Source organism: Glycomyces sp. MUSA5-2 (assembly GCF_037034145.1).
GTDB lineage: Bacteria > Actinomycetota > Actinomycetes > Mycobacteriales > Micromonosporaceae > Glycomyces > Glycomyces artemisiae.
On record NZ_JBAGKG010000001.1, the window covers coordinates 691,381 to 705,666 of the forward strand.

Consider the following 14,286-nt stretch of genomic DNA (forward strand, 5'->3'; position numbering starts at 1 on the left):
TCGCGCTCCAAACCATCGCCACAGAAGGAAACACCCACCGCCGGTGCCGGGGACTCACGGGTTCCCGGCACCGGCATGCAATGCGGCCTTGAGCCGGTCGAGATCCTCAGCATTGGCCGCGAATCCCAGGTTGAGGCGCCGTTCCCTCCCGTTCGGCACGGCGCACATGATGTCTGATCCGTCGAGGTAGAGGCGCTGGCCCCGAGGAGCGCCGATCGCGCGGCCCCTGCCGCCGACGAGCGGGTGCATGTACAGCGCGCCCTCGGCCGGTTCGAGGGTGCAGTAGGGCCGGTTGTAGGCGAGGACGCCGAGGAGCAGGAGCATGAGGCCGGCGAACATCACCATGAATCCGTTCCCAGTACTGCCGGGGATGCCGGCGAAGAAGAGCCCTAGGACTAGAAAGAACCCCCCGAACACCATCTGGGTGACCGAGTAGCCTGCCTTGTAGCGGACCACGACGGCCCCTGTCGATTCACTGCCCATGAGCTCTCTCCTCCATACGCCGGAACGGCTCCGATCCCGTTGTACCCCGAAGGCCGCGGGAGGGGTCCCGGCCGCTTGAGCAGCTCCCTGGGCGATCGGATGCTCCGAGAATTTCGGGTCGAGGTGCCTCCTGTGGTTCCGTGACTCCGCTCTGCGGCACTCGCCGCTGAGCTTCTGGTGCCCGCGGTCGCCCGCGTTCACCGAGGACCAGCCCGGCCCTGGTTGCGATATTGACTGCGCCGACTCGATCCGCATGATCAGCGTGCCCGCATGCGGTGCAGCAGAATCGCTCTCTTTCACGGCTCGCTGCATCGACATGCCCGCATGACGGGCAAGTCTGCGACGTGTACGCGGGGTTCACCTTGATCACTTCACGCCCGGCCCATGCTGCCTTGGCGGTGAGGATCTCGACGAACTGGCCCCAGGCAGCGTCTTGGATGCGCCGGTTCAGGCTGCTCTTGGCGGACCTGCCGTTGGGAAGGAAACCGCCGCCCCGCTCCGGGTCCTGCACCGGTTTCGGCCTGCGAGTCAACCCTGCGATGTTCAAATGCTCGACTGCGATCACATCGAAACGATCGACCAGAGCCCGCGCGGTCTTGTGCGCGAAGTCGCGTCGCTGGTTCGCGATCTTCCGATGCAGCTTCGCCACATTGAGCGCGGCGCGGCGATGCGCTGCCGACCGATCTGATCGCTTTGCAGGTCTTCGAAATCGGGCGAGTTCCCGCTGAGCGTCGGCAAGCCTCGCACCGTTGACCTCCATTGTCCGCAGGGGAGCGAAGTGCTCTCCTTGCGCGGTAGTCGCGAAGTGGATCAGGCCGAGATCGATGCCGGTCGCCTCACCGGACTTCGGCGCTTCGGGCCCCGGGGGGACCTCGCAAGTGAGCACAACGAACCAGGCCGGTCCCTCGCGCTTGGCGGTAATGGTCTTGATCCGCCCCTCGACCTGGCGGTGGCGGTGAACCCGGACCGCGCCGACTCCGTGGAGGCGGACTCGGGTGATGCTGTCTCGAGCTTCATCACCATCGACCCACTTGCATCCGTCGCCGTTGCTCGGCCAGGTCACCGAGTCGAACCGCCGGATCGATTTGAAGCGCGGGTAGCCAGGTGCACCGCCTTGGCGGACTCGCCTGAAGAACCCCTCGAATGCGCGGTTCAAGCGGCGCAAGGTCGCTTGCTGCGAGGAGAAGGACCATCGTCCCTGACCCTCCGGGTCGGCTCGGCGCAGGTCTCTCAACTGCGCCGACTGGCCGCCGTACTGGATGGAGACCCCGGCCTTCGACCAGGCGAGGCGGCGCTCTTCGAGGGCGGCGTTGTACAGCTCGCAATGGTCGCGGAGCATCGCCTCCAGCGCTCGCCGCTGGTGTCTGTTAGGGCGCAGCCGGAACTTGAACGACTTCTTGACCGCTGCATGCATCGTTCGCCCCCTCAGCGGTCCAAATCGAGAAAGCTGATGACCCGCCCGTCTTCCATGTGCATTTCGACCGGGCCCCACAAGGAATAGAAGCGAAGCGTGCCGAGGGCGTCGTTGTGCTTGCCGATGCTGCTACCCGCCTCCGGATAGACGACCATCGAGGCAGCGCCATGGCCGGTGTCGAATCCGATGGCGAGCACACCAGGGCAGTGCGGCAGGTGGGAGGCATAGGTGTCCCCGCATTCGGCGCACCTGATGGTGAAGGACTGCGGAACCGAAGGCGGTTCACGGTTGGGTTCGGCTGCCGCTTGGGCGACAATGGGTCCGGACACGGATCTACCTCCGCTGTCTCAAGACCGGGGCGGGCCTCGGCGTGGAAACTTTGGTCCCGCCCCGGTCGGCTTCTCCAGTGATGGACTTCTCACCGTTAGTTGATAGGATTGCAGACGACCTAGACAAATGCAAGTCTGCACTAGGCTGAATTGATATTTTCCGCCAAAGGATCCTGGAGGTGTCATGGCGAAGCCGCGACCGGAACCGAACCTACGCTCGCAGTGGCTCGGCGAGAAGATGCGCGACCTGCGAAAATCCCGCGGCATCTCGCAGTCGGACGCCGCTGACTACATTCAGCGCGATGCGACGATGCTCGGCAGATACGAGAGCGGTCTCTTCCCGTTCCGGCGTGTCGATGTCATGGGTCTGCTGACTCTCTACGGCGTCGAAGACGACCGGACCCGCAACGGCCTCCTGCAAATCTGCGATGAGGCTTGGCAGCGGAACTGGTGGGACGACCACCAGAGCGACCTGGGCGATGACTTCATCAATGTGCCCTGGCTGGAGAGCCGCGCAGAGCGTGTCTGCACCTATCAGCACTTCCTGGTGTACGGGCTCTTCCAGACCCGCGGGTATGCGGAGGCGATCATCACCAGGCTTGAGCAGGACAGCGCGTCGACCGAGCAGATCGACCGCTGGGTCGATCTGCGAATGGAACGGCAACAGGTGCTCACCGCGGAGAAGGCACAGCAGATCGATGCGATCTTCGAGGCCTCGGTGCTCGATCGGGAGGTCGGTACCAGCGCGGTGATGCAGGAGCAGCTTCAACGACTGCTCGATCTGAGGGAACAGAGTGGTGTAGGCATTCGGATCCTCCCAGCGAGCGGTGGCCCCCACACCGGCCTCAACGGCAGCTTCAATCTCTACGAGATGCCGGAGCCGTATCCCGCGGTCGCGTATGTCGAGACGACTGCTGGTTCGCTCTATGTCGAAGAACCGAAGGTGAGTAAGTTTGAGGTCGTGTGGAAAGATCTTGATCGATCGGCGCTGTCCGGGGCCCGCTCGGCTGATCTGATCGCCAAGCGCCTGAAGGAGATCAAATGAGCACCGAACAGCAGCTTTCCCAAGCTGAGCTGGCTGGAATCCGCTGGCGGGTCAGCTCCCGCAGTGATAGCGGCGGCGGCCAGTGCGTTGAGGCAGGGCCGCTTTCCGACGGCTCGGGCCGGGTCGCGGTGCGTCATTCCCATCACCCCGAGGGCTCGCTCATCGTCTACACGCGCGCCGAATGGGAGGCGTTTCTGGGCGGCGCGAAGGATGGCGAGTTCGACTTCACCGAATAGCCGCCGGGTTTGTCGGTCGGGCGTGATTCCATTGGGACCGTGTTCGACCTCCGCTATGAGTTGACCGATCCGCCCGCCGAGGAGGAGTCCCGACTCGACCCGGCGCAGCAGGCGGCGGTCGACCACGCCGCCGGGCCGCTCCTGGTCCGCGGCGGGCCGCAGACCGGGAAGACCGAGGCGCTGCTCCGGGCCGCCGCGGCGAAAGTGGAGGCGGGGGTCGACCCGGCGTCGATCCTCTTCTTCGGGCTGCGCCGCCAGGACACCGCGTACCTGCGGGCCCGGCTGAACGCCGCCACCTCGCACCGCTCCGCCGCCGAGGTCGGCGTGTACACGTTCCCCGCGTTCGCGTTCGCGCTCTTGAGGTCCGCCGCCGCGATGGACGGCCGGGAAGAGCCGCGCCTGCTCACCGGCCCCGAGGCCGACGCGCTCATCCGCTCCATGCTCGAAGGCGAGGACTTCGGGTGGCCCGACGGGTTCGACGAGGCCGTGCGCACCTACGCGTTCGCGCAGCAGCTGCGCGACCTGGTGCTGCGCAGCGGCGAGCGCGGGCTGTCGGCGCCCGAGCTGACCCGCCTCGCGCTCGACCACGACCGGCCCGAGTGGGCCGCGGCCGCCCGCTTCTACGACCGGTACGTCACCACCCTTGCGCTCCAGTCGATGTCGAGCGCCCTGTACGACTCCGCGGAGATTGTGCGGGCCGCCGCGGCCGCGCTGCGGGCGCGCCCCGAGCTGCTCCCGCGGCCCTCGTGGGTGTTCGTCGACGACCTCCAGGACGCGACCCCCGCGCACCTGGGACTGCTGCACCTCCTCGCGGGCGAGGGCGGGAACCTCGTCACCGCGGGCTCCCCGGACGCGGCCGTCTTCGGCTACCAGGGCGGCGACCCGGAGTCGGTGCGGGAGTTCCCCGACCGGTTCCCCACGGGCGGCGGCGAAGAGGCCCCGGTGATCCAGTTGAACGACGTCCACGACACGGCGCTCGCGCCGCTCGCGGCGACGACGGTCCTGTCGCGGCGGCTGCGCGGCCCCGACCGAGACCGGCGCCGCGGCACGACGTCGGAGGAGCCGGGCCGCGCCGAGGTCGTGTACCTGCCCTCGCCGACGCGGGAGGCCGTGTACATCGCCGACACCGCGCGCCGCGCCCACCTGCTCGACGGGGTCCCCTACGGCGACATGGCGGTCGTCGTCAAGTCCGCCTCGGCGATCCCGCATCTGCGCCGGGCCATGCAGCACGCCGGGGTGCCGACCCGCCAGGCCGCCGACGACGTGCCGCTCCCGGCCCACCCCACGGTCCGGGACCTGCTGCGGGTCGTCCTCGTCGGCCGCCACCCCGAGCGGCTCGACGAGGCCGTCGCGGCCGGGCTGCTGCACTCCCAGTTCGGCGGCGCCGACCCGTTCGCGGAGCGGCGGCTGCGCCAGGAGCTGCGGCGCCTCGCCGTCGCCGCCGACGACTTCTCCCCCGGCGCCGACCTGCTCGTGGAGGCCCTCGCCGACCCCGCGCGCATCGCGGCGCTCCCCGACGAGGAGTGGGCCGAGCCCGCGCGGCGCCTCGACGCGCTGTTCACCGCCGCCCGCGAAGGGACCGGCATCACCGGGACCTTGTGGACGGTGTGGGAGGCCTCGGAGCTGAGCGAGCGGCTGCGGCGCCGGGCCCTGTCCTCGGACCGGCGGGCGCAGCGCGCCGACGCCGAGCTGGACGCGGTCATCGCCATGTTCGACCTGGCCGCCGACTACGAGAAGAAGCAGCCGGGCGCGGGCGCAGAGGTCTTCTGCGAGCACGTGCTCACCCAGCAGCTCCCGGGCGACTTCCTCTCGGCGCGTGCGGAACTGGGCGACGCGGTGACCCTCGCGACCGCGCACGCCGCGCACGGGCGGCGCTGGGACTTCGTGGTCGTCGCGGGCGCGCAGGAGGGCATGTGGCCGAACCTGCGCCCGCGCGGGTCGCTCCTGGGCGCGGAGGCGCTCGTCGACGTCCTCGACGGGCGCGCCGACGTCGACCAGGTCGCGCAGCTCCTCGACGAGGAGCGGCGGCTGTTCTACAACGCGTGCACCCGGGCGCGGGTGCGGCTGCTGGTGACCGCGGTCGACTCGGACGACGTGCAGCCGAGCCGGTTCTGCACCGAGCTCGGCGTCGAGCCCGCGGCCGCGCCGCGGCGCGGGCGGCCGCTGAGCCTCGCGTCGCTCGCCGCGCGGCTGCGGGAGGCCGTCGTCGACTCCGGGCACGCCGAGCGCGACGCGGCCGCCGCGGCGCTGCGGCGCCTCGCCGCCACGGGCGTGCCGGGCGCGGACCCCGCGAAGTGGTGGGGGCTCGCGCAGATCTCCGACGAGCGCGCGCTCGCACTCGCCGGGGAGACGATCCGGATCTCGCCGTCGCAGGTGGAGACCACGCAGCAGTGCGGGCTGCGGTGGGTCCTCGAATCGCACGGCGCCGACGACGGCGACCTGCTGCCGCGCCACCTCGGGACGCTCCTGCACGCCGCCGCGGAGGCCGTCACCGTCGACCCGGCCGCCGACCCGAAGGCGGTCATGGAGCAGGTCGTGGGCGAGCACTTCGACCGGCTGCCGTTCGAGGCGCCCTGGCACGCCGAGCAGCAGCGCCGCCGCGTCTCGGGCGCGGTCGAGCGGTTCGCGGCCTGGCTGAGCGCCAACCGGAGGGAGCTGGTCGGCGCGGAGCGGTCGTTCCGGGTCAAGCTCGAACTCGGGCCGCCCGGTGTGGAGGTCGTCATGTCCGGGCAGATCGACCGGCTCGAACGCGACGGCGACGGGCGGCTGTACGTGGTGGACCTGAAGACCGGGAAGACGCCGCCGACATACGACGAGGCGAAGTCCCACGCGCAACTGGGCGTGTACCAGCTCGCGGTCGCCGAGGGGGCGTTCGAGGAGGGCGCCGAGCCGGGCGGCGCGGAGCTGGTCTACCCGAATGCGAAGGGCGACAAGGCGGCCTCGCGGCCGCAGGGCCCGCTCGGGGAGGCCGAGAACCCGGACTGGGCGCGGGACCTGGTGGCGGACACGGCGAACCGCATGGCCGGGTCGGTGTTCGAGGCCCGCTCCACCAGCAAGTGCGAGACCTGCTCGGTCAAGCACTGCTGCCCGATCGCTGACGAGGGACGGCAGGTCACCGATGAATGATCGTGTTGCGGGGCACCGCAGTTTCGGGGCCGTGGGGCTTGCGAACCGGCTCGGGCAGCCCTCCCCCACCGACGAGCAGCGCGCGGTCATCGAGGCGGGGCGCGACCCGCTGCTGGTCATCGCGGGCGCGGGCTCGGGGAAGACCACGACGATGGCCGACCGGGTGGTGTGGCTCATCGCGAACCGGGTGGTGCGGCCCGAGCACATCCTGGGGCTGACGTTCACGCGCAAGGCCGCCGCGGAGCTGGCCGCGCGCGTCCGCGACAAGCTGCGGCGGCTCACCGAGTCGCTGCCCGAACTGGCCGAGCTGCACGGCGAGCCGACGGTCTCGACGTACAACGCGTACGCGGGCGGCCTGGTCGGCGAGCACGGGCTGCGCATCGGCATCGAGCCGGGCACGCGCGTGGTCACCGACACGGGCCGGTGGCAGCTCGCACGGGACCTGGTGTGCGCGTGGGACGGCGAGATGAGCGAGTTCGACGTCAGCGTCGACCGCGTCACCGAGCTGGTGCTCCAGCTCGCGGAGCAGCTCGCCGAGCACCTGCGGGACGGCGCCGACCTGCGCCGCTTCGACCGGGACCTGTTCGAGCACCTCGAAGAGCGGTCCTCGGCGCGCCTGAACGACGAGTTCCGCAACCTGATGTCCTTGCGGCGCAAGCGGGACCAGCTGCTCCCGCTGGTCGAGGCGTGGGACCGGCGCAAGCGCGAGCTGGGCGTCATGGACTTCGCCGACCAGCTGTCGCTGGCGGCGCAGCTCGTCGCGGGCGCGCCCGAGATCATCCGCACCGAGCGCGACCGGTGGCGGGTGGTGCTCCTCGACGAGTACCAGGACACGTCGTTCTCGCAGGTGTCGCTGCTGCGGGACCTGTTCGGCGGCGGGCACCCGGTGACGGCCGTGGGCGACCCGAACCAGTCGATCTACTCCTGGCGCGGCGCCTCGGCGGGCACGCTCCAGCGGTTCCCGCAGGACTTCCCGGCCGCGGGCGGCACTCCCGCCGCGGTCGCGTACCTGACGAAGTCGTGGCGCAACCGCGAAGCGGTCCTGGAGACCGCGAACGCGGTGTCCGAGCCTCTGCGCGCGGGCGCGGTCCCGCCGCTCACGGTGGGCGCCAAGTTCGACGACGAGCACGGCATCGGCTCGGTCGAGGCGGCCATGCACCTGACGGCCGCCGACGAGGCCGAGTGGATCGCCGCGCGCCTGGCCGCTGTGTGGCAGCCGGGCGCCGACGAGACCGCCGCAGTCCTCATCCGCAAGCGCCGCCAGATCCCGGCCCTGCACCGGGCGCTCACCAATGCCGGTCTCCCCGTGCAGGTCGTGGGCTCGCTCGGGCTGCTGTACTACCCAGAGGTCGCCGAGGCGGTGGCGATGCTGCGGGCCGCGGCCGACCCCGTGAACGGGCCCGCGCTCATGCGGCTGCTCGCGGGGAACCGGTGGCGGATCGGGCCGAGGGACATCGCGGCGCTGTGGACGCGCGCGCGGGAGCTGGCCCCCGACTCGCGCGGGTTCGAGCCGGACGCGGGCGTCGAGGCGGAGGCGTCGCTCGCCGACGCGCTCGCCGATCCCGGTGCGGCCGAACGGTACTCGACGCTCGGGTACCTGCGGTTCGCGCAGCTCCACGAGGAGCTGTCGTGGATCCGCGGGCGGCTCGGGCAGAGCCTTCCCGACGTGGTGGGCGACGTGATCGCGCACTCGGGGCTCGACGTGGAGGTCATGCTCCACCACGGGGATCTGTCCAATCTGGACGAGTTCACGGACATCGCGGCGTCCTACGAGAACGACACGCTCGGGGCGAGCGTCCCGGGGTTCCTGTCGTACCTGGAGTCGGCGGCGAAGCGCGAGCGCGGGCTGGTCGTAGAGGGCGCGAACCCGGCGGGCGGGGTGGTGCAGCTGATGACGGTGCACGCTGCGAAGGGCCTGGAGTGGGACGTGGTGTCGGTGCCGGGGCTGTGCGAGGGCATCCTGCCGACGTCGGTGAAGCGCGATTCGACGTGGGTGTCGGACGCCGCGCGGCTGCCGTACGGGCTGCGGGGCGACGCCGCGAACCTGCCGGTGCTGTACCTCGACGAGGCGCACACCCCTGCCGATGTGAAGAAGGCGGTGCAGGACTTCAAGACCGACGACCGGGAGGCGCGGCTCGACGAGGAGCGTCGGCTCGCGTACGTGGCGCTCACGCGGGCGCGGCGGGCGCTGCTGGCGTCGGGGTACTGGTGGGATGCGGAGGCGCGGTCGGCCCGCAAGCCCGCGCCGTTCCTCCAGGAGGCGCGGAACGCAGGCGCGGAGGTGCCGGTGTGGACCGACCCGGGGCCGTCGAATCCGCTGGAGGACCAGGCGCGGACGGCCGAGTGGCCCGCCAAGGCGCCCTTGGGTTCCCGGCAGGCGGTGTTCGCGGAGGCCGCGGAGCTGGTGCTGTCGGCGCCGGAGCCGGAGCGGGAGGGGCCGCTGGCGCGGCAATGGCGCGAGGAGGCGGAGCTGCTCATCGCCGAGCGCGACGAGCGCGAATCGGGGGTGGTGCGGCTGCCGCGGCCCGCGCGGCTGTCGACCTCGCAGCTCATGGCGATGCGCGCCGACGAGGAGGGCTTCGCGGCCGAGCGGCGCCGCCCGATGCCGCAGCCGCCGCGCCCGGCGACGCAGCGGGGCACCGAGTTCCACGCGTGGGTCGAGGAGTTCTTCGGCGGCGGCGCCCTGTTCGACCCGGCGGACCTGCCGGGCGCGGCCGACGAGGCCGTCGACCAGGGGGAGCTCGAACGGCTCAAGGCCGCGTTCCGTGCCTCGGCGTGGGCGGGGCGGCGGATCGCCGCGCAGGAGGTGCCGTTCGTAGTCGAGTACGAGGGGACCGTGGTGCGCGGCCGGATCGACGCGGTGTTCTACGGCGAGGACGGCGGCTACGACATCGTGGACTGGAAGACGGGCCGCCCGCCGCAGGGCGAGGCCGCGGAGCACGCGGCGCTCCAGCTGCGCGTGTACCGCAAGGCGTGGGCGCGGCTCAAGGGGATCGACGAGTCGCAGGTGCGCACGGCGTTCCACTACATCGCGGCCGACCACACGTGGTGGCCGGACGCTTAGCGCGCTGTTCAGCCCGGGATCGCCCCGGGTTTGCACGGCCCCGTTAACGTGACGTGCGGATTACGACGGCCCTACCCGGGGCCGTGCCCGACCCCCCGATCTGATTGGACCCAATGGACATCAACGTCAAGCTCCGCCGCGCCACCGCCCTGACCGGCGGCGCGTTCGCCCTCGTCCTCGCCCTGGCCGCCTGCGGCGCCGGGAACGACACGCCCGAGGGCGCGGTCGAGGGCTTCCTCAAGGACGGCGCCGAGGACATGGTCAACGCCATGCTCGACGGCGACGGCGACAAGGCCGCCGACATCGCGGGCGACTACTTCTGCGCCGACGACGTCACGGGCGTCAAGGACGCCGCTGCCCAGTTCGAGGGCATGACCGACGAAGAGAAGCAGCAGATGGAGGAGATGGCCGGCGACACCTTCTCGATGTTCGAGGACATGTCGTACGAGATCGGCGAGACCACCGAGGACGGCGACACCGCCACCGTCGAGGTCTCGATCACCGCCAACGACGAGACCACGGACGAGACGTTCGACCTCGTCAAGGAGGACGACGCCTGGAAGATCTGCGGCTACATGGCATAAGGCCCGCAACCTGAAAGGGGCCCGGCGAGCTGCGCTCGCCGGGCCCCTTCGCGTCGCAGCAATGCTGCGACGGCAGCCGGCGGCTCAATCGTCGAAGAGTTCTGCGAGGCGTTCGGCGAGCTTGCCGACCTCCGCGAATCCGCCGGAGGCCACCTCGATGATCAGTTCGTAGGCGCGGTCCTCGATGAGGTCGGCGTCCTTCAACCGCACTCCGTTGAGTTCGAGGAAGGTGGCAGCGGCGAGGAATCCGAGCCGTTTGTTGCCGTCGACGAGCGGATGGTTGGCGACGATCGAATGCAGCAGCGCCGCCGCCTTCTCCGCCAACGACACGTACGCCTCGGTGCCGAACACGACCGTGCCGGGCCTGGCGGCCGCGGACTCCAGCAGTCCGAGATCACGGATGCCGACCTGCGGCCCGGCCGCGATCTGTGCGAGCTCGACCAGCTCCTCGGTGGACAGGTAGCGGAGCACTACTCGCCGAGCCGCTTCATGAGCTTGGCATGACGTGAGGCTATGCCCTCGGCGACCGAGCGGACGTGGCCGCGGGCCTGCCGTTCCATCCACTCCGCGATGGCGGTCTCGGCGGCGCCGTTCATCGAGAGCCCCGCCTCGGCGGCGGCCTCACGGAACCGGCTCTCGACCTCGTCGGACAGCCGCAATGTCATTGCCATGACAAACCTCCAGTCTGGTGGCAACAATGATACCACTCATGCCACCATTGCCGCCTCGGCAATTCGACCGCCCCACAGCTGGCGCGGTCGGCGCACCGCGCCGTAGCTGCGGGGAGGCGTGCAAACCGAAGGGGCCCGGCGAGCGTCGCTCGCGCGGGCCCCTTCGTCGTCTCCTACTGCTTCACGACGGCGGCCTTGACCGACTCGCCCTCGCCCGCGTCGCCAGTGGTGGCGGAGTCGGGGAGCGGGGCGAAGTCGAGGGCCAGCGCGAGGGTCTCGGCCTTGACGAAGTCCAGGTGGGCTTCGACGGCGGCGCGGACCGCGGGCGCGGCGTCGACGGTGACGGCGACGCGGTCGGTGACGTCGAGGCCGGCGTCCTTGCGGGCCTGCTGGATCACGCGGACCAGGTCGCGGGCGAGGCCCTCGGCGGCGAGCTCCGGCGTGACCTCCGTGTCGAGGACGAGCACGCCGCCCTCGTTCGGGAGGGCCTCGGTGTGCTCGGCGTCGACGGCGACCATCGTCAGCTCGAACTCGCCGTCCTCCAGGACGACGCCTCCGGCGGTGACGGTGCCGTTCTCGGCGGTCCAGTCGCCGGACTTGACGGCCTTGATGACGCGCTGCACGTCCTTGCCCAGGCGCGGTCCGAGGACGCGCGGCACGAGCTTCAGGTCGGACCGGGAGTAGGCCTCGACGTTCGCGTCGAACTCGACGGCCTTAACGTTCAGTTCGTCCTTGAGCAGGTCGGCGAAGGGCGCGAGGCGCTCGGCGTGCGGGGTCGCGACGGTGACCTTCGCGAGCGGGAGGCGCACGCGGAGCTTGCGGGCCTTGCGCATGAACAGGCCCACGGAGGCGATGTCGCGCACGGCGTCCATGGCCTCCACGAGGGCGTGGTCGGCGGGCAGGTCGCGGGGGTCCGGCCAGTCGGCGAGGTGCACGGAGCGGCCGCCGGTGAGGCCCTTCCAGATGTCCTCGGCGACCATCGGCAGCAGCGGCGCGGCGACCTCGGTCGCGGTCTTGAGTGCGGTCGCGAGCGTGGCGAATCCGGCCTCGTCGCCCTCCCAGAAGCGGTCGCGCGAGCGGCGCACGTACCAGTTCGTGAGGCTTTCGAGGTAGGCGCGGAACGCGGCGGTGGCGGCGACGAGGTCGTAGCCGTCCATCGCCTCGGTCATGGCCTCGACGAGTTCGCGGGTCTTCGCGAGCAGGTACTTGTCGAGCCGGTGCTCGGAGGCGAGCGCGGCGGCGCGCGCCTCGGCGGGCTCGGCCTCGTACCCGGCGGCGCCCGCGTAGAGCGTGTAGAAGTACCACACGTTCCACAGGGGCAGGACGATCTGGCGCACGGCGTCGCGGAAGCCGGTCTCGGTGACGGGCATGTCGCCGCCGCGCAGGACCGGGGACGAGACGAGGAACCAGCGGACGGCGTCGGAGCCGTACTGCTCGAAGGACTCGCGGACGTCGGGGTAGTTCTTCAGCGACTTGGACATCTTCTGCCCGTCGGCGCCCAGGAGGGTGCCGTGGACGACGGCGGTGCGGAACGCGGGCCGGTCGAACAGGGCCGTCGAGAGGACGTGCAGCAGGTAGAACCAGCCGCGGGTCTGCGCCGTGTACTCGACGATGAAGTCGCCGGGGAAGTGGTGCTCGAACCAGTCGGCGTTCTCGAACGGGTAGTGGACCTGCGCGAACGGCATCGAGCCGGACTCGAACCAGCAGTCGAGGACCTCGGGGACGCGGCGCATGACGGACTTGCCCGTGGGGTCGTCCGGGTTGGGGCGCACGAGGTCGTCGATGTGGGGCCGGTGCAGGTCGGTGACGTGCACGCCGAAGTCGCGTTCGAGCTCGGCGAGGGAGCCGTAGACGTCGGTGCGCGGGTAGGCGGGGTCGTCGCTGACCCACACGGGGATCGGGGAGCCCCAGAAGCGGTTGCGGCTGATGTTCCAGTCGCGCGCGTTGGCGAGCCACTTCCCGAACTGGCCGTCCTTGATGTGGCCGGGGGTCCAGTCGATCTCCTGGTTGAGCTCGACCATGCGGTCGCGGAACTGCGAGACGGCCACGAACCACGCGGAGAGGGCGCGCTGGATCAGCGGGGAGCCGCAGCGCCAGCAGTGCGGGTAGTTGTGGTTGTAGGTGTCGTGGCGCAGGAGGCGCTGGGTGGCCTTGAGGTCGTTGATGATGAGCTTGTTCGCGTCGAAGACGTGCACGCCCGCGTAGGGGGGCACCTCGTCGGTGAACTTGCCGGAGTCGTCGACGGGGACGACCGGCTCGATGCCGGCGGCGTCGGTGACGACCTTGTCCTCCTCGCCGAAGGCGGGGGCGATGTGGACGACGCCGGTGCCGTCCTCGGTGGTGACGTAGTCGGCGGCGAGGACCTGGTGGGCGTTCTCGCGGCCGGTGAAGAAGTCGAACGGCGGGTTGTAGCGCAGGCCGACGAGGTCGGCGCCCTTGTGGCGGGAGACGACCTCGGGGGCCTCGCCGAGTTCGCGGGCGTAGGCGGCGAGGCGGGCCTCGGCGAGGAGGTAGCGGCCGTCCTCGGTGCTCACGACGACGTAGTCGACGGCGGGGTGGACGGCGGCGGCGAGGTTGGACGGGAGCGTCCAGGGCGTGGTGGTCCACACCAGGAGCTTGACGCCGTTCAGGGGGCCGTCGTCGACGACGTCGAGGCCGACGGTGACGGCCGGGTCCTGGCGGTCCTTGTAGGTGTCGTCCATCTTCGTCTCGGTGGCGGCCAGCGGCGTCTCGCAGCGCCAGCAGTACCAGAGCACGCGGTAGCCCTCGTAGACCAGGCCCTTGTCGTACAGGGTCTTGAAGGCCCACATGACGCTCTCCATGTAGGTGAGGTCGAGGGTCTTGTAGTCGTTCTCGAAGTCGACCCAGCGGGCCTGGCGGGTGACGTAGTCGTGCCACTCGCCGGTGAACTGGAGGACGGAGGCCTTCGCGGCGGCGTTGAACCGGTCGATGCCGTACGCCTCGATGTCGGCCTTGGACTTGAGGCCGAGCTCCTTCTCGGTGGTGACCTCGGCGGGCATGCCGTGGGTGTCCCAGCCGAAGCGGCGCTCGACGCGGCGCCCGCGCATGGTCTGGTAGCGGGGGACGATGTCCTTGACGTAGCCGGTGAGGAGGTGCCCGTAGTGGGGCAGGCCGTTGGCGAAGGGCGGGCCGTCGTAGAAGACGAACTCGTTGGCGCCGTTCTCGCCGGCGTCGCGGGCCTCGATGGAGGACTGGAAGGTGTCGTCCTTGGTCCAGAAGTCGAGGACGCGGCGCTCGACCTCCGGGAGGTTCGGGCTCGCGGGGACGCCCCGCTTGGGGTCGTCGAGTGGATAGGCCATGGGACCCGGGTCTC

At 70.7% G+C, this 14,286-nt stretch carries 11 protein-coding genes; 5 read left to right on the forward strand and 6 right to left on the reverse strand.

Features of this window, described 5'->3' with window-relative positions:
* Positions 1-54 precede the first annotated feature (54 nt).
* From WA640_RS03315 to WA640_RS03325, 3 genes are read right to left on the reverse strand one after another with little or no spacing between them, the layout of a single operon-like run.
* On the reverse strand, positions 55-483 hold the full coding sequence (locus tag WA640_RS03315) for a hypothetical protein (RefSeq protein ID WP_335986033.1): 429 nt from the start codon (positions 481-483) through the stop codon (positions 55-57).
* Positions 473-1,897, reverse strand: coding sequence for an RNA-guided endonuclease InsQ/TnpB family protein (locus WA640_RS03320; RefSeq protein ID WP_335986034.1), 1,425 nt, complete (start codon positions 1,895-1,897; stop codon positions 473-475). The genes WA640_RS03315 and WA640_RS03320 overlap by 11 nt, the downstream gene beginning before the upstream one ends.
* 11 nt (positions 1,898-1,908) lie before the next feature.
* On the reverse strand, positions 1,909-2,226 hold the full coding sequence (locus tag WA640_RS03325) for a hypothetical protein (RefSeq protein ID WP_335986035.1): 318 nt from the start codon (positions 2,224-2,226) through the stop codon (positions 1,909-1,911).
* Between the two features lie 184 nt (positions 2,227-2,410).
* Between WA640_RS03325 and WA640_RS03330 the strand changes: the two genes are divergently transcribed.
* From WA640_RS03330 to WA640_RS03350, 5 genes are all read left to right on the forward strand, one after another.
* The gene (locus WA640_RS03330) at positions 2,411-3,271 is read left to right on the forward strand and encodes a helix-turn-helix domain-containing protein (protein WP_335986036.1); all 861 of its coding nucleotides are present in this window, start codon (positions 2,411-2,413) and stop codon (positions 3,269-3,271) included.
* Complete coding sequence (locus tag WA640_RS03335; protein ID WP_335986037.1) at positions 3,268-3,507, forward strand: DUF397 domain-containing protein; 240 nt, start codon at positions 3,268-3,270, stop codon at positions 3,505-3,507. Before WA640_RS03330 ends, WA640_RS03335 begins: the two co-directional genes overlap by 4 nt.
* Positions 3,508-3,546: 39 nt before the next feature.
* A complete protein-coding gene (locus tag WA640_RS03340) occupies positions 3,547-6,633 on the forward strand; it encodes an ATP-dependent DNA helicase (RefSeq protein WP_335986038.1) in 3,087 nt (1,028 codons plus the stop codon).
* A 31-nt stretch (positions 6,634-6,664) separates the two neighbouring features.
* Positions 6,665-9,697 (forward strand): UvrD-helicase domain-containing protein, encoded by a 3,033-nt coding sequence (locus WA640_RS03345; RefSeq protein WP_335986039.1) that lies wholly within the window; start codon positions 6,665-6,667, stop codon positions 9,695-9,697.
* A gap of 113 nt (positions 9,698-9,810) precedes the next feature.
* Positions 9,811-10,281 (forward strand): Rv0361 family membrane protein, encoded by a 471-nt coding sequence (locus WA640_RS03350; protein WP_106361860.1) that lies wholly within the window; start codon positions 9,811-9,813, stop codon positions 10,279-10,281.
* Positions 10,282-10,365: 84 nt separating this feature from the next.
* On the opposite strand, the gene WA640_RS03355 is transcribed toward WA640_RS03350, so the two are convergent.
* From WA640_RS03355 to ileS, 3 genes are all read right to left on the reverse strand, one after another.
* Positions 10,366-10,752 carry a type II toxin-antitoxin system death-on-curing family toxin gene (locus WA640_RS03355; RefSeq protein WP_335986040.1) on the reverse strand — a complete coding sequence of 129 codons (387 nt, stop codon included), beginning with the start codon at positions 10,750-10,752 and terminating at the stop codon, positions 10,366-10,368.
* Positions 10,752-10,952, reverse strand: coding sequence for a hypothetical protein (locus tag WA640_RS03360; protein WP_335986041.1), 201 nt, complete (start codon positions 10,950-10,952; stop codon positions 10,752-10,754). Before WA640_RS03360 ends, WA640_RS03355 begins: the two co-directional genes overlap by 1 nt.
* 173 nt (positions 10,953-11,125) lie before the next feature.
* The gene (ileS, locus tag WA640_RS03365; protein WP_335986042.1) at positions 11,126-14,272 is read right to left on the reverse strand and encodes an isoleucine--tRNA ligase; all 3,147 of its coding nucleotides are present in this window, start codon (positions 14,270-14,272) and stop codon (positions 11,126-11,128) included.
* Between the last annotated feature and the right edge of the window lie 14 nt (positions 14,273-14,286).